Genomic DNA, 19,215 nt, shown 5'->3' with positions numbered 1-19,215 from the left:
TTGGGGAGATAACTCATTTTACAATATCTGACTTATTCGAATTTAAATAGAGTAAGACTGTAAATCTTTGAGACATATCAAGTTAATAATGACAGCTGAAATATAGGACAGCTTCCCATAAGCCCATGACTTCTAGTCATGGTGCACGGTATTTTAACCATTTTTTTTGTCTTAATACTTATGTGTTTTGATTCAAATAAAGAAAGTTTTATTTTCAATTACACTTAACTCTTTCTTTATGCTATTGAAAAAACTTAACTATTGTTTTCTTTTTATCCTCTTACTTATCTCCATAAAAACTAAAGCCCAAGACTGGGAGAGAAGACATCAATTTGCCAAAGCTTATTTTGGTGTGAGTAATTATATCGTTCCGAATGTTCCTAATGGCAGTTACCTCGATACCGAGGGAAATGGAAGTATACAATCCTTTACAAAAAGTGGATTTATGTCTCCTGCTATAAATATAGGTGCGACACACTTTTGGGGTTATGCTGATTTTTATATTTCTATCAATACTGCCTCTATCAAAATGGGGCAAGATGAAATTGAAAATTCCTATCGCTTTGGAACGTTTACAGGATTGCGAGTATATCCTTTTGCATCAAAAGAAAGAACAATTCGTCCTTATTTAGGCTATAAATTTTCACCATTTAGATATAAACAGGAAGACATCAATGGACAAAAGTACGGTTATACTCAAGTAAAATCTGTTTTTGATATTGGTTTGGGGATTCAGTTACCTAAATTTTATTTCACAATGGAATACAGCCGAGTATTAAATCCATCTTTTGATACTTACCTCTCACGTACGGTAAAAAGTGTAGACCAATTCCCTTCACAGACTTTTCAGATTGGTTTGAACTATATGATAGAAACTACTAAAAGTGCTAGTCGAGAATCCAATAAACAACTCAATAAAGAATTTGGAGTTTCTAATAAATGGGGATTATTTTTAGCTATCGGTCCATCCTCTGCTTTCCCAACAGCATCATCAAGTTATGTTACCGATCTCTATCCCTTTTTAGATAATAAGGCTTTTCCCGGAATATTTGCTGACATTGCCATAGGATATCATTTTACAAAACTGGACTTGATCACTGCAGTCTCATATCGTCAAATGACGCAGAAAAGGAGTGCCTATGAATTGGATCTAAACATCAATAGAAAGGGTTTTAATTTTGAAGCGTATAAGTTTTTGGTGGATTATCATGGCTTTGTACCTTACGTAGGCTTGGGAGTCAGTTATGAAGACATTCACCTTACAGAAAATAACAACGGCGTTCCACAACCTCCTCAACAATTATCTACATTTACACCAAATATCGTTTTCGGTTGGGATATTCGTCCTAGTGTAAAAGGGGATTGGTGGATTTTACGTACTAACCTAAGATATTTTCCTTTATTGGAATTAGAACGTCAACAGAAATCATTAAGCCTTCAGTTTATTGAATTCAATTTCATTCAGTTTGTATTCTACCCTCAACGATTGAGAAAATTGAACAGAATGAATTTTTGAAAGTGATGGATTGTATTACTACTCTTCAGAAATATTTTTTGTATTATTGAGCTTCGGAATTTACATCACCTATAATCCAATTCAATGAAACACACTTCTTACTTATTTTTAGCATTACTTTTTTCATGTTCAATTACAAAATACCAGAAAAAAGGAGAGGTTAACCCTGTTTCATTTCATGAAAAACTATCTTTCACAACAGTCAAAAATCTTATTTTACTCCCGGTAGAAATTGATGGTCAACCCAAAAACATGCTTTTTGACACAGGTGCACAGTTAAATCTCATTCAAAGAAATTCACCCCAAGGTAAAACCTCTAATGTGGGAGGAGCATCCAACCAAAAAGCAAAGCTGGGAAGTGAAATTACAGAATCTATTAAAATAGGAGAGGTGGAGTTTAATCAAACCGCTGCTTGGAATGGAGACCTGAAAGGTTTAAAAGAACAGATTTCTGATTTTGGAGGTATTATTGGTCAATCTATTATCAATAAAGCCAATTGGAAAATTGATTATCCTAATCAGCAAATTGAATTAGCAAGTAAAGGCTTCTCAGTGGAAGGCTTTCAAAAGATTGAAATCATAAGAGAAGAGGGAATTCCCTATGTGATGTTGAACATTGAAGGTAAAGAGTATAAAGCCGTGATTGATTTAGGTTCATCATCTAATGGAATAAACATCCCTACAAATCATCCGTTGGCTGATCAGCTTTTAAATCAATATGAATTTAAAGAAAATGAAAGAGAAATTTATACAATTGGTGGGAGTCAGAACATAACGGAGCAAATTGGAATAATACCATCTGTAAAAGTAGGAGAAATTGTATTTAACGAAGTTGCAGTTGATATTCGTAAATCAAGTCAGTTGAGAGTGGGAATGTATTTCTTTAAAGATAAAGTTCTGATTATTGATCATATTACGCGGGGTTACTTTATCAGTGAATAATACAATATTGGTTCTTATTTGACTTTTAGAATATATTCAGATGTTTGTCTAATCTTAAAAAGAGTTTGTAGGATAATCTATAAGTATAATTTGCATTGTTAAAATATTATTTTTTAAATGTGATAAAAGCTGTAGTATTTCAATAGTGTGTTTTTTCTTAAAAAATGAAATAATAATATTTGAATTACTAGTCAATAATGCTTAGATTGTAAGTGTCAATAGCTAATAATCAATCTATTATATTTTTTCTTAAAGAAAGCAACCATTTTTTTTAAACACACAAACCAACAAGTCAACCATGCAAATATCTAAAGCTCAGTTAATTGAAAAAATTAATGACCTTGATCTAGAGGATAGTGAATTGGAACAATATCTCTTAGAAGATGATTCTAAATCTGAAGCATTTAATGTTTCATATAAGGTAAATCCTAATAATATTTTAAACCTTTCCTCAGCAGATACTTTTGTTTTGGGGTATTTAAATAAAAGATCAAGGCGAATCAGAAGAAAACGTTATAATGAGAAGATGGAAAATGGGTTCAATGGAATTCAAATTGTGAGTGAGGGAGACTCATGGTTTCAATATCCTATCTTCTTAGAAGACGTTATCGATCATTTATGGGAAAATGATCAATTTGGTATTTATAGTTTAGGCTACGGTGGTGATTGGCTCTCCAATATTTTTGCAGAAGAAGAGTATCTTAAAGCGGTAAGGGCAATACAGCCAGATATTTTCCTTATGAGTGGTGGAGGTAATGATCTTGCTGGTAATAATCGAGTGGGCACCATTGTAAAAACTTACCTTGGTTCAAGACCCGCAGATGATTACCTTAATGATGAAGGCGAGCAGTTTTTTCGTGAGATGAAAGTGCTTTACAAAACTATCTTTGACAATGTTATTGCAGCATCTCCAAACACTCAAATCATTTGTCATGGTTATGATTATTGTATTCCACGTGGTCAAAGGTGGCTTGGCAAACCGTTAGCTGATAGAGGAATAACAGATGAAAGTTTGCAGGCAGATATTATTCATCACCTTTTTGATAAGTTCAATGACATGCAGATTGAGCTTGTCAGTAACTATGAGAATGTTCATCATGTGGACTTAAGAGGAACTGTTATTGAAACCTCAGGTTGGAAAGACGAAATTCATCCAACAAGTGAATATTTTGGAAAAATAGCCGAGAAAATCGAAGCTAAAATATTAGAGGTCGTGAATAGATCTTAAGGGTAATTCGTAGACCCATGATTTTCAGTCATGGTGCACGGTATTTTAACTTATTTCATCTATTCTAGTCCTTAAAAGACAGTCATTCATCTTTTTAGAGTGACTGTCTTGTACAATTAGTTTTACTGCAGAATCGTATTAGTGATTATCTTATACCAACAATAAAAAACAACATGTGTCCTATAATGATGAATCAAATCTATCGAAATCAATATCTGTTCATTATAGTTCCTATTTATATTTTTTCAACGTTGTACATTTTCAATAGTTAGTTATTCCATTCTTACTCATCTATAAACTCAAAAGATTGGGTGAAGGGGTAATAACTTAATTTTAACAAGTGTATTTATTACTTATAATTAAAAGCAAAAAGAAATGAATTTTACTTTGACTCTATTATTAACACTGATTTTAGTCCTACCACACTACAAAAGTTATGCACAAGAAGAGCATCCCTTCTTTAAAAAGAAAATGGTTATCGCTCTCAATAATCCGATTTTAAACCTCAGTGCTGAAAAAGCCTATTTACAGCAAATGAGGTATGAGACGCTCTTTGGACAAAAAGAGAGTGAGATGAAGGGGAGATATAGAACACAACAGCCGCTTGTTTCTTTTATGGTGAACCCTATGTCGACAGAAGATGCTTTGGAATTTGAGATTCAAACTGCCAAAGAGATGGGTATCGATGGATTCAAATTCCCAATTTCGGTTAGTTCAAACAAAAATTATATTGACCGTTATATCAGCAATGTAATTCAATATGTAAATACTGCGAATAACAGGAATCTTGATTTTAATTTCAGTATTGAATTGATGCTGGATAGAAACCCTGAATCAATGTCCGAAAAACGGATGTATGAGATTCTAGAGTTGCGTTTGAAACAGGTTTTCCAAAATACAAAGTACTCTGATAAGTGGTTGAGAAATACAAAAAATGAAATCGTTATCTTTACTAGTGAACCGTTAGATGTTTTAGACAAAACAAAAGTAGCGAAGCAAAAAGATTTCGAAGCACAGCCTGAAATGTTGCAAGAAGTAAGTGCTGTTTTTGATAGTTTAGCATCTACAGTAAAGTCAAAATTAGCATTTGTCTTTGAGACTAAATACCCATTAGATGAGCAGTTTAATGCTGAAGTTTTAAAAGTATTTCCTGCAATTTCCCAAAATAAATCAACGACCACATTGGAAGGAAGTGTAGAAGCTATGAAGAGGGTATGTGATAAAAATAAAAAGCCTTTTATCCAAAATGTGTTCCCTGATCATTTGAGTTCACAAATGAATTTAAAAGCTTCAGAAAAGAAAATTGATGAAAAATCTGAGGAATCTAAAGGTTTAAAATTGGATGATGTTTTTGTCAGAACTCAAAATCTCAAACTGACAACAACTTATCGTGCATTATTAAACGATGCAATAGAAAATGATGCGGCAATGATTCATTTATCTTCTTGGAATCATTTTGATGAAGCTTCTCACATCGCACCGGAGGCTCATCATGGTTTTGGATATGGAATTTTACTCCGTTATTATAAAAAAATATGGCAAAAGCAGGAAGATTTAAGTCTCAACAGAGAGCTATTAATGACCTCTTATAAGGCCTATCATTCTAAATACTTCTCGAAAACAAATCCTGAAGTAAAATATGGAGTCAATTACTTTGAACCAGGAACAGAAGATAGTATTGAAGTAGTAACCTTATTGTCTGAACCTGCAGAGGTTTATTGCAATGGAAAACTTTTAGGTATAGCTCCTGAAGGTATAAATGCTTTTTATGCTCCACATCAAAAAGGAGAGGTGATCGTAGCATTAAGAAGAAAATCAAGAGATGTGATGCGTTATACTACTCCAAAAGAGATTCAGGAAAATCCTACTAAAATGGATTGGATGACTTATAGTTTTACGAATCTGGATAAGAAAATGGGACTTTATTTCCAGAAGAAAGTTCTTGATTTTGAAATGAGACAAATGTATAGACGCTTCCTTGTGTCAACTGATAATGACAAATTATGGAGAACAGCACTTCAGAAAAGATATTTATCAAAGGTTGAAGCTTTTTATGAATATGGTAACGTACCGCAAAAATTCTTTTCTGTTTCTAAGAAAATTGAGAAGAGGTATCAAGAAGAAGTAAAGAAAATTTTAGATCAATTTCAATATAAGGTGTGGCTCGAAATGGAAGAGAATGCAATGAAAAACCAAGGGGTGACTAATATGAATTTGCCAATGGAAAAAAATGTTTTGGAGAGCTACAACGCTTTGGGAATTGATGATATTTAATAAAAAAGGTAGATTAAAAAGTTTTAGGACTTTTTCAGGGAAGAGGTAAGAAGGAAGAGGTAAGAAAAATGGTTTGTGCTGGGTTCAGCGGACGTTGGACTACAACGTCCCTACAGTCTACTTTTAATTTTTGGTAGAATACCATTTATGATGGATTCCGTTGTTGGGATTTTGCATTGCAACGTCCACTGAACTACCATAAAAAACACTTTTAGAACCACAAAACGGTCCATTTTTTCTTCATTCTTCCCTCTTCATTCAAAAATCCCATTTCTTCTGTCCTAGTACTTAAATGAATACAATGGGGTAGTTTCAGATGCTATTACTTGTTATAAAATTCTTCCATTGTTCTTTTGATTAGATTACGATCTTTGGAGGAATCATAATTTGTATTCATAGTAGGCATAACAGCATCCGTTTCCTTTCTCCACTTATGCAGTTTTTCTTTCATTTTTGCTGTCAATTCAGGATTTTCCTTACTAATGTCTTTTGTTTCCCCTAGATCATCTTTAAGGTTATACAACTCCACACTCATATCATCAAAACGTTCTACTAATTTATAATCACCCATTCTAATAGCACCAGAAGGACCCATGCTATTTTCATTGTGATAATGTGGATAATGGAAATAAAGTGCCTCTCTTTTCAGGGATGCATTGCTATTTTTCAAAAGTGGTAAAAGGCTTTCTCCATCCAAATGCTGTTCATTTACTTTTTTAGCTCCAACCATATCCAAGATAGTCGGGTAGAAGTCTGTAGATACAACAGGTTCGTTACATTGCACTCCTTTTTTTGTTTTTTCTGGCCAGTAAACTAATAAAGGTTCTCGAATGCCTCCTTCATAGACCCAAGCCTTGCCAGCTCTCAATGGTAAATTAGAAGTAGCTGAATAGGCACCTCTACCAGTAGATAAACCACCGTTGTCAGAAGTCATTATGATGATAGTATTGTCGTATAATCCTTCCTTTTTCAAACTCGCTATTATTCTTCCGATGTTCTCATCCATACTTTCTACCATAGCGGCATAACTAAGGTTATTCTGTATTTTTTTCTGGTAATGATTATGTTCAGGCACACCATCAAGCACTCCATCAATACCCATTTTTTTAGCCTTTTTTATATACTTTTCAATTTTCTCTTTTTTACCTTCCAATGGGGTATGTACGGTATAATACCATAAGTTTAAAAAGAAAGGCTTCTCTCTTTTTTCTTGAATAATATTGATTGCTTCAGTTGTCAAACGGTCAGTGAGGTATTCTTCAGGTAAACCATCCTCAAGTCCTGGGACATTGCTCCATATATGTTTTGGGTGTTGATAAGGAAAGAAATAAGAGCCTGGTTGCCCTGCATTGTGACCAGCTACATTTACATCAAATCCATGTGCTTCAGGATAATGAGCTTTTCCCTTTTCTCCATGATTCTGCAAATGCCATTTACCAACATGTGCTGTAAAATAACCATTATCTTTCATTGCCTCTGCTAGTGTATACTCTTCAAGTGGCAAACTTCCTACCGGTTTAGGAGCATTCATTTTATATCCAGGACCTTTTGGGCCAGCTATTCCACTGTGATTGGTCATTTTTATTCTACTAGGATATTTACCTGTCATGACGCTTGATCGAGTAGGTGAACATACAGGGCTTGCGGCATAGGCATTTGTAAACATCACGGATTTTTTAGCGAGACCATCCAGATTAGGGGTTTCATAAAACGAACTTCCATAACACCCCAAGTCCATATACCCCAAGTCATCTACTAAAATAAAAATGACATTAGGTTTAGGTTTGTTTTTAGCCTCAACATTTATACTAAAGAATAAAATGCTTAGCAATAATATAGATCTTAATACATTACTTTTCATACTCTATTGATCGAAATCGATTGTTTAAATTTTCTTTTCAAGAAAAAGTGCTGGATCAAAACTTACTCTGAATAATAAAAAAATCCTATAGCATCCTTTTCAAACGGGAGGTTTGAGTTTATCAATCTTTTTTGGGAGAGTGATAACTGTAACAAATGTACTATTGGATTGATTTCTGACTCTTTTGTATATATATCAAATTCTTGTGTAATTCTTTATGGAAAGATTTAAGCTAGAAATGAGCAAGGTTGATTGTATTGAAAATCAATTCAATAAGAAAAATACCCTGAAAATTACTTTTGACTTTTTTGTGTAAATATCTTTTAGGATGGTGCAAATGATTGGCTGGTGAATGTATGACCTTTGTATTGTAAGATTTAGGGAAAGAAAGAAATCTTACAGACTACACATTATTCAATCAAAATCTATTATGAAAAAATTATTTATTCTACTGTGGCTTTTTACAAGTAGCCAACTGTTTGCACAAAATGATATACTCATCAAGAACGTTGATGTTTTTGATGGGAAAAACGAGAAATTACAAAAAGGAGTAGATGTACTTATTCATGGAAATAAAGTACAGAAGATCTCCAAAAATATACATGCTGATTCCGTTGAGGTGATTAATGGAGAAGGCAAGACATTGATTCCAGGGCTAATTGATGCACACTGGCACACTACATATGCTTACACTCCAGCTACGGTTTTATTAATGAACCAAGGTGATATGCCGGAAGTAGCCATTCGTAGTATGAAGGGAGCGGAACAGACCTTAATGAGAGGTTTTACAACTGTCCGTGATCCGGGTGGGAATCCATTTGCTATTAAAAAGTTGATTGATAGTGGAGAATATCCAGGTCACCGTATTTTACCTTCGGGCCCTTTTATGAGTCAGACTACAGGCCATGCTGATCACTATTGTATTTTAGATGAACCTAGAAAATCAGTAGGTGATATGAGTTATTGGGAAAGAAATATGATGGCGATCACAGCCGATGGAGTACCAGAAGTACGTAAAGTGACAAGAGAGATCTTGAAATATGGGGCAACTCAGATCAAAATATGTACGGGTGGTGGAGTGTCATCAGAGTATGATCCACTAGAAGTAATGGAATATTCTATGGATGAAATCAAAGCCATTGTGGAAGAGGCAGAGAACTATGGTACTTATGTGCAATCACATGTAATGATTGACAAAGGAATCATCGCTTCGGTAAATGCAGGTGTAAAATCAATTGAACATGGTTTCTTCGCTTCAGATTCTACACTTCAGTTGATGAAAGACAAAGGAGTGTGGTTAAGCCCACAGCCTTTTCTAGAAAATGATAATTCTTTTGCTGATCCAGGAAGTCAAGAGAAGTGGCTTCAAGTGGTTAAGGCGGTAGACAATGTTTATCAAAAAGCATCAAAAATTGGCGTAAAAGTGTCATTCGGAACAGATATTTTATTTGATGCTGAAAACACTAAGAACCAAAACGTCTTATTAGCGAGGTTAGGAAATTGGTATTCTCCTTATGAAGCTTTAAGAATAGCAACATCAGGAAATGCAGAGTTATTGGAGATGTCAGGTTCAAGACACCCTTATCAAGAAGGACCGTTAGGAGTAGTAGAAGAAGGAGCCTATGCTGATATGATTTTAGTAGACGGCAACCCTTTGGAAAACCTTGATTTAGTAGCTGATCCTGAAAACAATTTCCTGATGATTATGAAAGATGGAGTAATCTATAAAAACACAACAAAATAAATTTAAACAATTATGGAAGTCTATTTTCAAGGTATTCTGACAATATTCTCATTGATCAACCCCGTTATATGTTCTCAAATATTTGGAGGCATTGAAAGGGGGAAATCTTACAGTCATAAATTAAGAGATCTTACAGAAACAGTTTTAACTGTAGGATTAATATTGGCCCTTTCAGCGTTTTTTGGGGCGAAATTATTAAACCTGTTAGAAATTAGTTTAGATGCTTTTCAAGTCGCAGGGGGATTAGTATTAGTATCCATCGGCTTTGGAATGTTGAATAAAAAGGAAGATCAAGAAGAAGACAGTAATGAGAAAAGTTTAATGCCTTTGATTCTTTTTGCTGCAAGTCCGGGAACTATTACCGGCGTGATCACACTATCCATATCAGAAGCAGAAAATCATTTGCCAGTAGTAGCCTTGATTTCAATAGCGGTGGTATTAGTAGCAACATGGATCATCATTGCATTATTGTCTAGAAAAAATCAAACAAAGGCTTCCAAAACTAGTCAAATCACAACCCGTTTTATGGGATTAATAATCCTTGCAATGGGCGTACAATTTATATTAACCGGAACAATGAGTTTCACAGGTAATTTTCATTAGTTTTAATCGTTTAAGTATACTTATTAATACCTCAGGTTTTGCTTGAGGTATTTTTTTGTTTTAATTTCAATTTAAGTACAAATTCAAAATTATCTAATACTAATTCTATTTATTGTTTTGCGATTACTTCCTTCAATAAACTTTTAATAGAACCACTATTAATACGTTTTTTAGCGTTGTACTCACAAAAAATAAATTAGAATTAACTATAATTTATTTTTGACTTTGTACTTATGATTTTATAGCATTAAGAAATTTCTGATGATCTGAAGAACACAAATGATGCTAACGCTTACCTTTACGCTAGTGGGCTTTCTACCTTATTAGTTTGGTAGCACTCCCCCGGCCTTGAAGAGAAAAGCGTTAAGAATTTTATGTATTGAGCTGTTAAAAATGATTTTCTTGTTTGAGCTTTAGCGAGTTTAAAATCATTTAGACGAGAGGAATGAAATTTAGCTTTTGACTTCAAAGCCTTGACTTTTTTACTTCGTTTTTGTGTTAAGACAAAAATGAAGAAGAAGGAAGCTTGGAAGTAGATCATAGAAACCTGGTAGAAATGTTGATTTAAAGTTGAGGACAGCTTAGATTACAATGCATTTAAGCAATCAGATCCATTATTTTAAGTATTTCAATGAAAGAAAACATTCAACAATTTACATTTCATTACGAAGGAAATTTCTCTGTAGAAGATTTCCTTCAAACCCTAGCTCATCAATATCAGGGTACTTATAAAGATGATGTATTGAAGATTAAAAACAGTGCTTTTGACTTGAAAGTAAAATATTATGAATGGATCCAAGGTATCAAAATCACAACCAATACCATCACATTTTATGAACAAGTAGCATTACATTACCAAACGGATCAAAACGATTCCAATCTCTATTTCAGCTTTTATCCACAAATTGATTTCCAACGAAAAAACTGGGAAGATAAAACTGTCGTTCAAAATACAAAATCACCTATTGCTCTGATAGAAAAAAACATAGGGGAGGTGACTTTACATTTTGAACCTCAAGAAAAAAGAGAGTGGATCAGTATAGAGATTCCTTCTTCTTATTTTGAAAATATAAAACATCAAGACACACTCAATATCAATAAATACCTCACTGAAAAAACATATGCATACGTAGAGCTACTTCCTTTCGAAATCAGTAAATCGCTCTATGAACTCATGGATTATAAAGGAGAAAAAGCACTCACTTCAAGCTTTATCACGTATCGTCTATTAGAACTAACCACAAAGTTTTTATTCCTGATTGAAAACAGAAATGATGAGCAAACGAACATGAACCCTGATGATATCCGAAGAATGATTCAAGTGGAAGCAGAACTTATCAAAGATGTAGCTCAATTACCCTATCTCCCTGCCCTCTGTGAACAATTTGGCATCAGTGAAACCAAGCTTCAAAAAGACTTCAAGCAAATGTTTGGTACTACTGTCTACAAATACTTTCAAAATTATAGATTTGAAACTACAAAGCAGTTCTTAATGGAAACAGGTCTGTCCATGACTCAGATTGCATTGGACTGTGGCTTTTCTTCCTTGAAAAAGTTTTCTACTGCTTTTAAAGAGAAGTATGGGGTGAGTCCGAGTGTGTTTAGGAAAAAAGGAATGAATCAATAACTTCATTCCCCTTAAATCCCACTCAAAGAATTTTTACAAAAATTCCTGTATCAATATCAATAATTTTGTCTTCTGATTTATCTCTTGTAAGCTTAATAGTATATATGCAGACTTTTAATGCTATACTATCATTTTGGAACTGCAATATAAATTCCTCTTTAGGAGGATCATTTTTTTGAGAAGGATACTTTCTATTCAGATCAAGAGTAAAATCAACAAGATTAATCGTTTTAACTATTTCACCATTAAGCCTAATTCCCAGATTTATACAATCCTCTAATTCAACTTCTACTAGTTTATCATCCAGATTATATTGCTTCAGATTATTATCACTGTAATAAATTGAATATTCTAAATAATAGTCAAATCTATTTAGTTGAAGTACCTTATCCTTAGAATTATAAAATCTTATATTCTTTTTACCTTCAATTTTGTAATGAAATTTATTTAAACCTAATATGAAGTGGAGGTTCCAAGCATCAATTTTGGAACTATCTTTATAAATTCTAATTTCCTCTAAGTCTTGCTTAAACCAAGGGTTAATTGACTTAAAACCATGATACCTGCCTAAGTAATTTATGGTAGATTCTATTTCTTCAACTTTCTCACTTGTTGTAGTTGGAATAGTGTTAGATTCACTAATTAAGGAATCAGTTTTAATATCATATTCAAAAAGTAATTTTCCCTGTTTTAAGACACCAACTTCAGTTAACACTTCTCTTAAATGATTCACTTGACTTCTTTCACTGACATTTTCCATACTCCAAAAACCAAAAGTGGACAAACTGATAAAAATAGTAAGACTAATGGGGATGACCTTGATATTGCCAGGTTGAATGATTTGATAAATTGAAGTGAAAAAAATCCAAATCCCAATAAGGAGAACATAGTACCTATGAATAGTAAACCCATATTCATTGATTCGGATATAAATGAGGTATAAAATGAGTACTGCAAGTGGAATCATTAAGTAATAGAGTACTTTATAAAAAGTTTTTAACCAGTTTTTTTGCTTCAAATAGGCAATTGGAAATAAAAGTAGATTGGTTAAATATCCAAGAATCGCTACTCCTATAATCATCAGTGAAATTTTTCCATTGGGCCAATCACCAGTAATTAAAACTTGAATTCCATAGGCATAAATGATAACTAAATAAATCAGTAAAAGCGGTAATAAAATATATTGTGTGAAAATTTTCAGTCCTTTGGGGTAAACGTTTTCTTTATCATTTTTGAATAAATCAACATCAATACCTGATAAGAAGATCCATATGTTAATGATAGAAGCACAAAGAATTAAAATGCATAAATAGATTTCACCCTCTATACTAATATTAAAGGCGTATTTTAGAGAAAGAAGAGCCAACGTGATACCTATATAGATAACACCAGCATAAAGTAAGGAAACCCAAAAGCGTATAAATAAGTTTTTATTAAAAGACCAAAATGAGTGTTGAGTTTTAGATGAAAGAGCAGGGGCAATCGATACTAATAAATGCAGGATAATACAATAAATGATATAATACACAATGTGTATTTCTGTATTATTCGTATCATTTGAGGTTGGTAAAGTGAAATAATAGAGGATCAAAAGTATATAACCAATACTGTTTGTAATTACCCTCCATTTCAAAGTATTCTTTCTTGTCTCAGACCAAATATCTAATGCAAAAAATAAAGATATCCCTAACGTCAAGGATAATACCAGGTTCAATACTAAATAATTATCATCAAGTGTGTCAAAAAGTATTGTATAGTTTAAGGTTATACATATGATAACAGCACAAAGCCATGTTGAGGTAAACCGTTTTACGGTTTTTTGAGCAGATGAGATGATTGTTTTTAGAGAGTGAGTATTCATAGTTATTTTAATTTTTAAAGTTTCAGATAAAATTGAAAGTTTGAGTCGGTTTTTATTATCTATCTCTATGTTTTCATGAAATTTTGGAGGATAAATGTTTGATTTGAGAATTTTGTTGTTGACAAATATATAAAACATTTTTAAACTTTCAGAAATAATTGAAAGTATGGTGTATTGATATTGATAATAGACTTTTAATTATTCTTTATTTTTCCTTAAATCATTCAATTTTTCAATCAGTTTATCTTGATATACCCTGATCTCTTTGTTATTGTGATTAGGAGAGGAATACTCTTCCTCAATCTTTTCAAGATATCTCAATGCTTTTTCTGCCATATCCTGCTTTTGCTTATAAAACAACTCAATGAGTAATGTTTCTGCAATTTCTACAGAAGGGTGGTTAAGGTGTTACTTAATGGAAGCGATGATAAAATACAGGGAAGGGTTATGGTCTAAAGGTACTGAGTCATAATTACTAGTGATGTTGAGAATATAGTTTTGTTCTTCAAAAGTATATTCTTTTTCGAAATCATCTTCTGTGGCAATAAATAAGCATTCATTACATCTTGCTAAATAGGTTGTATAATTTGAGATGCGATTATAATGTGCATAATAAAGGGAGTCATTGTCAACAATTCTTACATTTCTTGTTTGGCAAATAGGACATTGTACTCCTTGTAAATAGGCTTCTCTAGTGTCAGGAATATATAAAATAAAAAGGAGGATAATAAATTTCATATTCTATTGATTTATTATTGTTTCAGTACTTTTCTGATTTGTCATCAGAGTGTATCTTTTTTTGGTACCATTAGTTACATTTTCAAGGAGAATCACTTTGTCAGGTAATATGATCCCTTTGTATTTTTGAGGTTCTGTTTTTAGATACACTTCCCAATTTTCGTAGCCCATATTAGCCACTTCATGACGACTTTTAAGTTGACGGTTAATTGGTTCTGTAAATATTTCTTTAGAGGAAATATTTAACGTGAAGTAAATTTCTTCCTTATTTACCCTTAATTTCTGTATAGGAGTGACATAATAACCAGGATAATAACCTTCTCTACTCATATCAAACTCATCTGAAGTACCGTAAAATAAGCAATCAAAATCGTCTTCATTTTTTTCAATTACTATGTATTGATTTTCATTGAGCGACCCTTCAGGAACAGGATAAGAATACTCGTAAGTTCCAACTAACTCTGACAAGTACTTTTTATTTACCTTCTCAATAGAGTCTTTTTCAGCTATTGCTCTCTGACGTTTCTCTTCTTCTAAAATCGCTTTTTGTCTTTGCAGGCTGTCTCTTTTATTATCTTGAAGTTCTGGAATAGCCTTTTCATTTAGTGCCTGATCATCTTGATCTTTCTTTTTATCACATGAATAAAAATGAAGAAGGAAGAGTAGGAGCGGAAAAAATCGTAACATAATATACCAGCTGAAGTTGATTGAAAAGTTTGCATTTTGATTAGAAAAGAAGCGGTTTGCGCTTGCTTTATTATTTTGTTTTCAATTTAAGCGTAAATCATTAACAAAACAATAATTCTATTTTTGTAAATAAACTTTCAATTATTTCTGAAACTTTAAAATATTTTACATATATTTGGATTATGAAATTTGAAGAAGCAAAAAATAAGTACATTCAAACATGGGGAGCATTAGGTTCTCAATGGGGTATTAATAAAACGATGGCACAAATCCACGCTTTATTGATGATCTATTCAGAAGCATTGTCTATTGAAGAGATTATGAGCGAACTTCAGATTTCAAGAGGAAATGCTTCTATGAATATAAGAGCATTGATTGATTGGGGTATTGTTTTTAAAGAAACAAAATCAGGAGAAAGAAAGGAATTTTTCACGGCAGAGAAAGACCCAGATAGATTGGCGGTAACTATCGCTAAAGAGCGTAGTAGGAGAGAGTTAAAGCCTGCTATTAGAATGCTGAAAGAAGTTTCAGAATTTGATGCAAATGACTCTAGTCAAGAGCAGTTGTTTATGCAACAAACAACAAAACTTTATGATTTTGTCAATAAGGCGGATAATATGGTGGAGAAAGTGGCACAATATCAAAAGAATTGGTTGAGTAAATTGATTTTGAAATTATTGAAATAAAAAATTTTGAAAAATAGTTTCAATAATATCTGAAACTTCAATAATATAACTACTATGAACTATAATATTTTAGGCTATGGTCTCTACTTGTTATTTGTCGGGATAGTCATATTCAAAGTAGGAAAACGCTGTTATGATAACGGAAATATCTTTGTCAGAAATCTATTACAAGAAAATATAGCGCTCTCCATGCAAGTCAATCGAATACTTCTAATTGGCTATTATTTACTCAATCTAGGGTATTCAGCTATCACATTGATCTCTTGGGAGAAGATCGAAACTCCTATTCAAATGATAGCAGTTGTCTCTTCCAAAGTAGGTTTTATACTCCTAATAATAGGTGTATTACATTATTTAAATATTTTTCTCATCAACAAATTTATATCAAAACTCTTATGAAATTAATCATCGCTTATTCAATCTATTTGCCAGTCGTTTTATGTCTGACATTTTATGTTTCAAAAACACTTTTTTCCAACAGTAAAGTCTATATGATGGATATTTTTAATGGGAGAGAGGAAATCGCTATGGCGACCAACAAGTTATTTGAAACCGGCTTTTACCTTCTCAATATTGGTTTTGCTTTAGTAATTCTAGAAATGTACCTCTATAATGACACCTATCAGGACATGATAGAAACCCTTTCGTACAAATTAGGTAGCTTCTCTATTTATTTAGGTGTAGTTCTGTTTTTCAACCTATATCTATTTATGAGAGGGAAAAAGAAGTCTGCTGAAAAGAAGCAGTTTAATAGTGCACAGGCGTAGTATTCTACTTTTTAAAATGAAGAATTAAGAATGATGAAAAAATGGTTCTTGTTGTGATCTGGTGACCTTGAAATACAGCATTCATCAAAACACGAAAAAAGCACTTTGCGGACCACCCCAAAAACCATTTTCTCTTCATTCATCATTCTTCATTCTTAAATCATTAATATTCTATTTTTACTTTTGATTCATATTTAATTACCTGACAGTTTGGAAGTTTTTTCTTGAAGATCTCTTCATTAAATTCCACATGTTCAGAGATATGAAGTTGCTCTAAAGAAGGAATATCATATACTCCTTTGGGAAGTACTTTAATGCTAAAATTATACTTTAAATCAAGTACTTTTAATTTCGAAAGTTCACTGATCGAGTAGGGTAGTGAATTCAGGTCATTATATGAAATATCTAATATTTCAAGGTCTACGTATTCAGAAATTGTGTCTTCAATTTTTTCCTGTCTAGAGTTGTGTAAAATTAGCTCTGTCACTTTATGATTCTTCAGAATTTCATTAGGAAGAGGTCGATGAGCATTGAAAAAACTCTCATGATAATTAGGAACATCTGTTCTTTTCTCATATCCTAATGCACTTGTCCAGTCCAATACACCGTCTTTTAAAAAGAAAGGTATTACTTTTTCCCATAGGGTAGTTTTCTTTCCGAAAACAACGATATAACGAAGACCTATTTTATGCTTTTGATAAATGTGATAAGCCAATTGACATGCTACTTCTGTATTCCATTTTTTACTAAGCTTTTTGAATTTGGCATAAAGTTCATATTCTTCAAACTTCTCTGGATTTCTTAAACCTGATCTATCATTGACCGCCACAAGCATTTCATTAGGAGCATTGGCTTTCAATACATTTGCAGTTGCTTTTCGAATTGTACTATTGTTGGTTGTTTTCTGAATAAAGAAAAGTTCATTGATAATGTCCTTCGGAATACCACCTGTTTTGAGCATTTCTAAAGCAAGCAATTGGCTTGATTCATCTTCTGAGAGGAGTAAATTTTTAATATTGTCACTGATTTGAGAATCATTGCTTGCCTCTTCAATAATATAACCTGGATTGATGTTATTGACATAATCCGTAAGGTCAGATTCAGAAATAAACTTTTTATCAATTTGTTCTTCCTCTAGCTTCAATACTTCTTTCGGCATTCTTCCCAACACAAAATGCGTCACCTTATCATTTAGGCGATTGCTGATGTTGAAATAAGGAGCATATTTCTCTTTAAATTCTGTTTTCGTAGTTGATATTTTACCTAGAATAAATAGGTTTGAATCTTTATTTAAAGGCACTTCCAATTGCTCCGAAATTCTTTTTTGAAGCACTTTTTCCACCTTCAATTGCCATTCTTTATTGGATACTGTAATACTGCACAATAATTCATAAATGCTGAAATGATCTAAAGCTTCTTTTTTCTGAATTACTTTGATTATTTTCTCTTTGAGGGTTAATGTGACATTGGAACCAAAGAGAATAGCATAAAACTTAGAAGCATCTGAATGAACTGTTCTGGTTCCTCTAAAACCAACAAAACGCTTACAGTTTTTGATACTCATAATCTCAGCTTTGCTTTCCTCTTTGATATTAGAGAGGTGTAGAGTTTCTATTTTTTTGATTTTACTGATTCCTGTGCAGTCTAGTTTTTTACTGTTCTTAATATTCAGAGATTTAATAACAGGTAAAAGCTGAAGGGCAGGAGGAATTACATCAAAAGCTGTTCCTTCAAAACTAATTTCTAAATTTTGATTTTCTTTAACCCACTTTGGATCAACATTATTAATCTCTGTTACCTTTTCTTCTATGTTTAAGTATCGTAGATTACTGATGTTGAATAACCTGAAGTCTAGCGCTTCAAACTGATTGTTTTCAAGGTGAATAGAATTACAAGACATCGTATAAAAAGAAGCAGGAAGTTCTTTTATCGGGTTAGATTTAAGATAAATAGAATTAAAAGTCAACCCTTTCCCAATTCCTTCAGGAAGTTCTGATACAGCAGTATTTTTTAAAAAGAATGTATTAATATTACTAAGGTTGAAAATAGATTCTGGAAGTGCTGTCAGGTTTGTAAAATAGTTTATATGTAGTCTCTGAAGGGAAGCTAGTTTACTGATATCAAAAGGCAATGTCTTATTATTAAAATAAGATAGATCTAAGTTTATCAATTTCGTACAGTTTCCTATCGAACTCGGTAAATTTATGTTAGATGTGTAGGATGATCCAAGTACAAGTGAGGTGAGGTTAGGGAAATATTCGAAAAAAGAAGGGAGATTGACCACTTCACTTAGAGACAGATAGCCTATTGAAGTTATTTTATCAAGTGAATTTGGGAGCGTTACATTTACTCTATCTACACTAATGTCGCTTATAGACTCTAACTCAAATAAAATCTTAGGTAAAGTGACATTTATTTTATTGTCGGCATACAATGAAAATTTATTCAGTGTGCAGAAATTAGAAATAGTTTCTGGAAGAATTAAATTGAAGTTGTCCGATTTTTCCTCACGATTTTGAATGTAAATATTGAGATCGTTCAATTCTTTAAATTGCAACGCATACTCAAACGTCTCATAAAATTCGTCTTGAGTACATTGAAGATGAATAGACCTAACCTTTAAAGGCTCAATTTCCGATAAATCTGTTTTCAGATTGAAATTATAAATATACGATGACATA

The 19,215-nt window shown here is 32.6% G+C and carries 15 protein-coding genes; 9 read left to right on the top strand and 6 right to left on the bottom strand.

Going from position 1 to position 19,215, the window contains the following annotated elements:
- Positions 1-238: 238 nt before the first annotated feature.
- From HHU12_RS08825 to HHU12_RS08810, 4 genes are all read left to right on the top strand, one after another.
- Complete coding sequence (locus HHU12_RS08825; RefSeq protein WP_169656375.1) at positions 239-1,516, top strand: hypothetical protein; 1,278 nt, start codon at positions 239-241, stop codon at positions 1,514-1,516.
- 84 nt (positions 1,517-1,600) lie between these two features.
- Positions 1,601-2,458: a pepsin/retropepsin-like aspartic protease family protein gene (locus HHU12_RS08820; protein ID WP_169656374.1), complete on the top strand. Its 858-nt coding sequence runs from the start codon at positions 1,601-1,603 to the stop codon at positions 2,456-2,458.
- Positions 2,459-2,756: 298 nt separating this feature from the next.
- Positions 2,757-3,686 (top strand): SGNH/GDSL hydrolase family protein, encoded by a 930-nt coding sequence (locus tag HHU12_RS08815; RefSeq protein ID WP_169656373.1) that lies wholly within the window; start codon positions 2,757-2,759, stop codon positions 3,684-3,686.
- A gap of 375 nt (positions 3,687-4,061) precedes the next feature.
- The gene (locus HHU12_RS08810; RefSeq protein WP_169656372.1) at positions 4,062-5,960 is read left to right on the top strand and encodes a glycoside hydrolase family 71/99 protein; all 1,899 of its coding nucleotides are present in this window, start codon (positions 4,062-4,064) and stop codon (positions 5,958-5,960) included.
- 322 nt (positions 5,961-6,282) lie between these two features.
- On the opposite strand, the gene HHU12_RS08805 is transcribed toward HHU12_RS08810, so the two are convergent.
- On the bottom strand, positions 6,283-7,821 hold the full coding sequence (locus HHU12_RS08805) for a sulfatase (RefSeq protein ID WP_205959831.1): 1,539 nt from the start codon (positions 7,819-7,821) through the stop codon (positions 6,283-6,285).
- Between the two features lie 430 nt (positions 7,822-8,251).
- Between HHU12_RS08805 and HHU12_RS08800 the strand changes: the two genes are divergently transcribed.
- The 3 genes from HHU12_RS08800 (at position 8,252) to HHU12_RS08790 (ending at position 11,795) form a co-directional block, all read left to right on the top strand.
- Positions 8,252-9,565, top strand: a complete 1,314-nt coding sequence (locus HHU12_RS08800) for a metal-dependent hydrolase family protein (protein ID WP_169656371.1) — start codon at positions 8,252-8,254, stop codon at positions 9,563-9,565.
- 12 nt (positions 9,566-9,577) lie between these two features.
- Positions 9,578-10,168 carry a MarC family protein gene (locus tag HHU12_RS08795; protein WP_169656370.1) on the top strand — a complete coding sequence of 197 codons (591 nt, stop codon included), beginning with the start codon at positions 9,578-9,580 and terminating at the stop codon, positions 10,166-10,168.
- 631 nt (positions 10,169-10,799) lie between these two features.
- Positions 10,800-11,795 (top strand): AraC family transcriptional regulator, encoded by a 996-nt coding sequence (locus tag HHU12_RS08790; RefSeq protein WP_169656369.1) that lies wholly within the window; start codon positions 10,800-10,802, stop codon positions 11,793-11,795.
- Positions 11,796-11,817: 22 nt separating this feature from the next.
- On the opposite strand, the gene HHU12_RS08785 is transcribed toward HHU12_RS08790, so the two are convergent.
- The 4 genes from HHU12_RS08785 to HHU12_RS08770 form a co-directional block, all read right to left on the bottom strand.
- Entirely contained in the window at positions 11,818-13,794 is a 1,977-nt protein-coding gene (locus HHU12_RS08785) for a DUF4153 domain-containing protein (protein WP_169656368.1), read from the bottom strand.
- 60 nt (positions 13,795-13,854) lie between these two features.
- The gene (locus HHU12_RS08780; protein WP_169656367.1) at positions 13,855-13,992 is read right to left on the bottom strand and encodes a hypothetical protein; all 138 of its coding nucleotides are present in this window, start codon (positions 13,990-13,992) and stop codon (positions 13,855-13,857) included.
- Positions 13,993-14,064: 72 nt separating this feature from the next.
- A complete protein-coding gene (locus HHU12_RS08775) occupies positions 14,065-14,394 on the bottom strand; it encodes a hypothetical protein (protein ID WP_169656366.1) in 330 nt (109 codons plus the stop codon).
- Between the two features lie 3 nt (positions 14,395-14,397).
- Positions 14,398-15,081 carry a hypothetical protein gene (locus HHU12_RS08770; RefSeq protein WP_169656365.1) on the bottom strand — a complete coding sequence of 228 codons (684 nt, stop codon included), beginning with the start codon at positions 15,079-15,081 and terminating at the stop codon, positions 14,398-14,400.
- A gap of 182 nt (positions 15,082-15,263) precedes the next feature.
- Here HHU12_RS08770 and HHU12_RS08765 point away from each other — a divergent pair, with 182 nt between their 5' ends.
- Entirely contained in the window at positions 15,264-15,767 is a 504-nt protein-coding gene (locus HHU12_RS08765; protein ID WP_169656364.1) for a GbsR/MarR family transcriptional regulator, read from the top strand.
- A gap of 395 nt (positions 15,768-16,162) precedes the next feature.
- Entirely contained in the window at positions 16,163-16,534 is a 372-nt protein-coding gene (locus HHU12_RS08760) for a hypothetical protein (RefSeq protein ID WP_169656363.1), read from the top strand.
- Positions 16,535-16,697: 163 nt separating this feature from the next.
- On the opposite strand, the gene HHU12_RS08755 is transcribed toward HHU12_RS08760, so the two are convergent.
- Entirely contained in the window at positions 16,698-19,214 is a 2,517-nt protein-coding gene (locus HHU12_RS08755) for a leucine-rich repeat domain-containing protein (RefSeq protein WP_169656362.1), read from the bottom strand.
- Between the last annotated feature and the right edge of the window lies 1 nt (position 19,215).

Origin of the sequence: Flammeovirga aprica JL-4 (genome assembly GCF_012844305.1) — a bacterium.
Taxonomy (GTDB): Bacteria; Bacteroidota; Bacteroidia; order Cytophagales; family Flammeovirgaceae; genus Flammeovirga; species Flammeovirga aprica.
Note: the sequence above shows the minus strand (reverse complement) of the source record. Positions and strands in the feature narration are given on the sequence as shown.

Bases quoted from the DNA above. Each gene is read 5' to 3' on its own strand.
- HHU12_RS08825 (WP_169656375.1), top strand. From the start codon at position 239: ATGCTATTGAAAAAACTTAACTATTGTTTTCTTTTTATCCTCTTACTT.
- HHU12_RS08820 (WP_169656374.1), top strand. From the start codon at position 1,601: ATGAAACACACTTCTTACTTATTTTTAGCATTACTTTTTTCATGTTCA.
- HHU12_RS08815 (WP_169656373.1), top strand. From the start codon at position 2,757: ATGCAAATATCTAAAGCTCAGTTAATTGAAAAAATTAATGACCTTGAT.
- HHU12_RS08810 (WP_169656372.1), top strand. From the start codon at position 4,062: ATGAATTTTACTTTGACTCTATTATTAACACTGATTTTAGTCCTACCA.
- HHU12_RS08805 (WP_205959831.1), bottom strand. From the start codon at position 7,821: ATGAAAAGTAATGTATTAAGATCTATATTATTGCTAAGCATTTTATTC.
- HHU12_RS08800 (WP_169656371.1), top strand. From the start codon at position 8,252: ATGAAAAAATTATTTATTCTACTGTGGCTTTTTACAAGTAGCCAACTG.
- HHU12_RS08795 (WP_169656370.1), top strand. From the start codon at position 9,578: ATGGAAGTCTATTTTCAAGGTATTCTGACAATATTCTCATTGATCAAC.
- HHU12_RS08790 (WP_169656369.1), top strand. From the start codon at position 10,800: ATGAAAGAAAACATTCAACAATTTACATTTCATTACGAAGGAAATTTC.
- HHU12_RS08785 (WP_169656368.1), bottom strand. From the start codon at position 13,794: ATGTTTTATATATTTGTCAACAACAAAATTCTCAAATCAAACATTTAT.
- HHU12_RS08780 (WP_169656367.1), bottom strand. From the start codon at position 13,992: ATGGCAGAAAAAGCATTGAGATATCTTGAAAAGATTGAGGAAGAGTAT.
- HHU12_RS08775 (WP_169656366.1), bottom strand. From the start codon at position 14,394: ATGAAATTTATTATCCTCCTTTTTATTTTATATATTCCTGACACTAGA.
- HHU12_RS08770 (WP_169656365.1), bottom strand. From the start codon at position 15,081: ATGTTACGATTTTTTCCGCTCCTACTCTTCCTTCTTCATTTTTATTCA.
- HHU12_RS08765 (WP_169656364.1), top strand. From the start codon at position 15,264: ATGAAATTTGAAGAAGCAAAAAATAAGTACATTCAAACATGGGGAGCA.
- HHU12_RS08760 (WP_169656363.1), top strand. From the start codon at position 16,163: ATGAAATTAATCATCGCTTATTCAATCTATTTGCCAGTCGTTTTATGT.
- HHU12_RS08755 (WP_169656362.1), bottom strand. From the start codon at position 19,214: ATGTCATCGTATATTTATAATTTCAATCTGAAAACAGATTTATCGGAA.